The organism is Streptomyces endocoffeicus (assembly GCF_016741935.1).
Classification (GTDB): domain Bacteria; phylum Actinomycetota; class Actinomycetes; order Streptomycetales; family Streptomycetaceae; genus Streptomyces; species Streptomyces endocoffeicus.
In genome coordinates this window covers 1-4,226 of sequence record NZ_JAERRG010000104.1, presented here as the reverse complement: position 1 = coordinate 4,226, position 4,226 = coordinate 1, and the positions used below count along the sequence as shown (strand labels likewise).

The window sequence follows — 4,226 nt, the reverse complement described above, 5'->3', positions numbered from 1 at the left end:
TCGGTCCTGCCCGGCGCACAACTACGCCGTCGGCTGTTCTGGCGCTACACGCTCGTATGGAATCACCGTTGATCGCCCCCTCCTTCAACCATGAACCTTATTTCTGTGAAAGCCAGGTGGTTTGAGAACGCCAACCGTCGACGTTCTCAAACCACCTGCCGCCTCCGCAGGTCAGCGAGCTGCTATCTGCCAGATGCGCTGCGACAGGACATTCCGATCCCCAGCGTGATGGACATCGGAGGCCCCGATGGCTGAGAATTGAAGCGATTCACAGCCATCAACAGCACATCGAGAATTCTGCCCGGTGATGGAGTCGGTGCGGGGCGCGTGTCCCCTCTCCGCGCCTACACTGGACGATTCCAGGCGGCGACAACGGGTCGGTACATTCGGGCACCGACGACTTGGGCGTGCCGTCCCGCCGGGCAGCGAAATGGACTCGCCGTGCCATCGGCGAACTATCGTTCCCTGCTGCGTGCCCCGGGCGCCGCAGCTTTCTTCTTGCCAGCATCGCTCGGACGGGTCGGTCTTGCGATGACCAGCCTCAGCATCCTCTGGCTCGTGCACGACCAGACTGGCTCCTTCGCCGCGGCCGGCTTGGTCAGCGGAGGGTTCGCGGTGACCGACGCGCTCGTGGCGCCACAACTGGCCCGTCTTGTGGACCGGTTCGGGCAGACCCGTGTCCTCCCGCCCTCACTGCTCGCCCACGCCGCTGCGGTGGCCGTCCTCATGTCCCTGGTCACCGCAGATGCTTCCGCCCCCCTCCTGGTTCTGGGCGGTGCGCTGGTCGGAGCCAGCTTTCCCCAGCTCAGCGCGATGTCTGCGGCACGCTGGGCGACACTACTGCGCCCTGGCCGAGCAGCGGAACTACCCACCGCTTTCGCGCTGGAGTCGATGAGCAACGCGGTGGCCTTCCTCGTGGGCCCGATGTTGGTCAGCGCGCTCGCCGCGGCCGGACATCCCGTGGCCGGGACGGTGCTGGCCGCCTCGTTGTCAGTGGTCGGCGGTCTGGTCTTGGCGGCGCAGCGCAGCAGCGCGCCCTCACCGACGATCGACAGCGCCATGCACGCTCACAAGGACCGGTCGTTGCTGTGCGGCGCGGTCTTCGTGCTGATGGGCCTCAATCTCGCTCTCGGAGTCCTCTTCGGTGCCATGCAGGTGTCGGTGACCGCCTTCGTGGTGGAGCACGGTGCACCGGGCGCCGCGGCCCCGATCTTCGCCGTCTCCAGTTGCAGTGGTCTGCTGGCCGGATGGTTGTACGGGCTGCGCCGGTGGCGTGCCGCACCCCCGGTGCAACTGCTGGCGGTGACCAGTGCGCTGATGCTCGCCACGTTGCCGTTGCTCACGGTCGGCTCGCCGTTCGGGCTTGGGCTGGCCGTGGTCGTGACCGGTGCCACGATCCAGCCCCTTCTGGTGCTCTTCTCGGTGCTCACCGAGTCGACCGTCCACCACACCGTCCTGACCCAGGCGTTCTCCTGGCTCGGCTCCGCCAGTGCGGCGGGCTCGGCCGCCGCGGCGGCAGTCACTGGCTGGGCGATCGACTCACTCGGGGCACGCGGTGGCTTCGCGGTCCCCGCCATGGCCGCCGCCGCGATGAAACTCCAAAGCCTCGTCGGCCTGCGCCTGCTACGCACGAAAAGGGGCAGTTGACACGTGCGGAGCCGACAACGAATTGATGCCACCCGCCGTGCGGCGTTACGAAGTCTGGGTCAGGTCGTGGAAGTCCTTCATCGCTTCTCCGTTCGCGATCCAGATCCGCGACGTGCTGTACATCCTGGTGCTCCCCGGCACGAGCACCGCCGCCATCGGCCTGCCCGGCGTGCGCGTGCTCTCCACCGGCAGCCAGCTGCTCATCCCGGTCACCGAGCACGGCACCCCGGCGGCGCACTGGATCAGCCCGCCGCACCCATCCCCGCCCCGCCTGGTCCCCACCGACTGGCTCACCACGCACCTGCGCCGCCTGACGGTCCCGCCTTACGAAGGGACGGCCGCGCGGTGAACCAGGGGCTGTACGACCTCCAGGGGCTGATCGAGGCGAACCAGCCGTACGACCGCGAGCCCTACGCGTCGCTGGTCAAAGCGGTACTGTCCTAGACCAGCGCCGACGACGCACTCGAGCCCCGCGACTACGAGCAGATCGCGCTGGTGCTGACCGGACACACCCGCGCCGTCGCCGCCCTCATCCGCGACGCCGGCACCGACCGCGACATCACCGACCGCGCCACCGTCCTGCACACCGAGAGCACCGCTGCCGGCCTTCCCTGGCTCACCCCACTCATCCAGACCACCGTCGCCTTCCACCACTCCATACGCGGCGCACAGGATGACCTGACAGCCACCATCGACCGCCTGCGCGAGGCAACCGCGAACGGTGACTTCGCCTACTACGTCGACATCGCCACCGCCATGGGCGACCTGCCTCAGCCCGCCGACAGCGCCATTCAGTGGCTCGACGACGCACACACCGTCCGGGAGCGCTGGCGCGCCCTGGTCACCGCCCGCCAAGACCACCTGCGCGGCGTCCAGTAGACGGCGAAGGGTGACCGGGGGCACCTCGACCAGGATGGCAACGACGGCGACGGCGACTGATCAAGCCGCCCGGCCGCCTGCCTGAAGACTTCCCCCCAGAGCTTGAAGGGGCCGCGTCCGCCGCTGTCCGGTGGGCGCGGCCCCTTCATCTCGTTGGGCCGTGCTGATGAGTTACGGCGCTTGGAGGGGGCTACAGGTCCGCGAAGGGCGGGCAGATGTACGTGATGGCGATCAGCTGTAAGCGGGGCAGGGGCAGCGCCAGCATGAAACCGTCCTCGAGGAGGGGAAGGCGCCGCACGCCGCCGGCGGCCCCTGGACGCGGGCCTTCTCCGATGTCCGTGACGTCGATCCCCATCTCGGCCAGGTCGATGAGCTGTCCGGCGAGCCTCTCCACTTCAGCGACGACGCGTTCAGGCAGTCCCTTCGCCACGTGCTCGAAGCCGGGCTCGTACTCCCACCGCCATCCACTCTCGCCGGTCACCCGCCGGCCCGCCGGTCGATACCCGCCTCGTCTGCCGCCTCGGTCTGGATGGCGGACACCTCGGCGGCGATTGCGCGGGCCTCCGTCAGGTCCTCCACTTGAGCGGCGCGTGCCTCCAGCTCGCGCAGGCGTGCTGCGCGGGCGGGGTGGCGCTCGATCGCCACGGTCAACGCCCACTGTCGCAGGAACCGCCGCATCGACGCCGCGTCCACATGCTCACGAGCGGCCGCCATCGCCTTCGTCCGGTCGGCGTCGAATGCGGCCACCTGGTTCGGCGCGATCCGCACCAGTGCGGCACGCAGTTCCTCCGCGGTCGCCTTGGGCTGCGGGATCAGGGGGCCGTGTCCGTCGGCTGCTGCCTCGCTCATGCTGCCTCGCTCCGTGTCGTGCTCGCCGGGGCCACGACGATCCGCGGCTCGCTACGCCCGGCGAGTAGCTCGACGATCTGCGCCTGGTTACGGTCCATCTTCTGGCCGAGCTCTTCCATGTCGCCTTTCAGATGGTCGACCTTGTGGTCAAGGTTCCCGGCCTTCTGGTCGAGGTTCCCGATCTTGGGACGCACCGCGGTCAGGTCGCTCTTGATGATCCTGAACTCGCGGTCGTTCTTCTCCGCGGCCTCTTCGAAACGCCGGGTCAAAGCGGACAGCTCGCCGTGGGCTATGGGGTCCTCGGGCACGCGGGGCGCTCCTGCCAGGTCATGGAAACGAGCAGACATCAGGCGATCCACGATATCGCGCTCACCGGGCGCCGGCCCCGCCCCTGCATCACGCCGGGTCGCCATCGGGGCGGCTCAGTAGGGCAACGCCCGGACACGCAGCAGGCTCCCTCGACATAGCGTCGAGGGAGCCTGCTGCATTGGTAGCGGGGACAGGATTTGAACCTGCGACCTCTGGGTTATGAGCCCAGCGAGCTACCGAGCTGCTCCACCCCGCGTCGGCCCGCCTACCCTACACGGCGCGGGCGAAGGAGTTCGACGTACTCCACGCCCCTGGTGTTCGGTGCGGGAGCGCCTGCTCTGGCTCCGGCAGCCGGACGGATGCAGTCGGGTCAAGGGCCGAACTCAGCTACCTGTGAAGCGGACGGCATGGGCCGACGCCTGCGGATCGGTGGCCGCCAGCAGCCGGGAGCCCTCCGCTTCCAGCGCCTCCCGGTCAGCGATCCCGAGCCGCCCGAACGGCTCGACCAGCACCGCCGCCTCGCCTCGCCGCCGCTCGAACTT

The 4,226-nt window shown here is 68.9% G+C and carries 6 protein-coding genes and 1 tRNA gene; 3 read left to right on the top strand and 4 right to left on the bottom strand.

The genetic code is table 11. The features are described from left to right. Positions 1 to 558 precede the first annotated feature (558 nt). The 3 genes from JK364_RS53940 (at position 559) to JK364_RS53930 (ending at position 2,526) form a co-directional block, all read left to right on the top strand. A complete protein-coding gene (locus tag JK364_RS53940; protein WP_307841722.1) occupies positions 559 to 1,647 on the top strand; it encodes an MFS transporter in 1,089 nt (362 codons plus the stop codon). 37 nt (positions 1,648 to 1,684) lie between these two features. Then, a complete protein-coding gene (locus JK364_RS53935; RefSeq protein WP_201858801.1) occupies positions 1,685 to 1,996 on the top strand; it encodes a hypothetical protein in 312 nt (103 codons plus the stop codon). A gap of 146 nt (positions 1,997 to 2,142) precedes the next feature. Then, positions 2,143 to 2,526, top strand: coding sequence for a hypothetical protein (locus JK364_RS53930; protein WP_201858800.1), 384 nt, complete (start codon positions 2,143 to 2,145; stop codon positions 2,524 to 2,526). Between the two features lie 190 nt (positions 2,527 to 2,716). On the opposite strand, the gene JK364_RS53925 is transcribed toward JK364_RS53930, so the two are convergent. From JK364_RS53925 to JK364_RS53910, 4 genes are all read right to left on the bottom strand, one after another. Then, positions 2,717 to 3,007, bottom strand: coding sequence for a hypothetical protein (locus JK364_RS53925; protein ID WP_201858799.1), 291 nt, complete (start codon positions 3,005 to 3,007; stop codon positions 2,717 to 2,719). Then, on the bottom strand, positions 3,004 to 3,375 hold the full coding sequence (locus tag JK364_RS53920) for a DUF6247 family protein (RefSeq protein WP_201858798.1): 372 nt from the start codon (positions 3,373 to 3,375) through the stop codon (positions 3,004 to 3,006). The genes JK364_RS53925 and JK364_RS53920 overlap by 4 nt, the downstream gene beginning before the upstream one ends. Beyond that, entirely contained in the window at positions 3,372 to 3,788 is a 417-nt protein-coding gene (locus tag JK364_RS53915; protein ID WP_201858797.1) for a hypothetical protein, read from the bottom strand. The genes JK364_RS53920 and JK364_RS53915 overlap by 4 nt, the downstream gene beginning before the upstream one ends. Positions 3,789 to 3,863: 75 nt before the next feature. Next, a tRNA-Met gene (locus JK364_RS53910) sits at positions 3,864 to 3,940 on the bottom strand. Positions 3,941 to 4,226 lie beyond the last annotated feature (286 nt).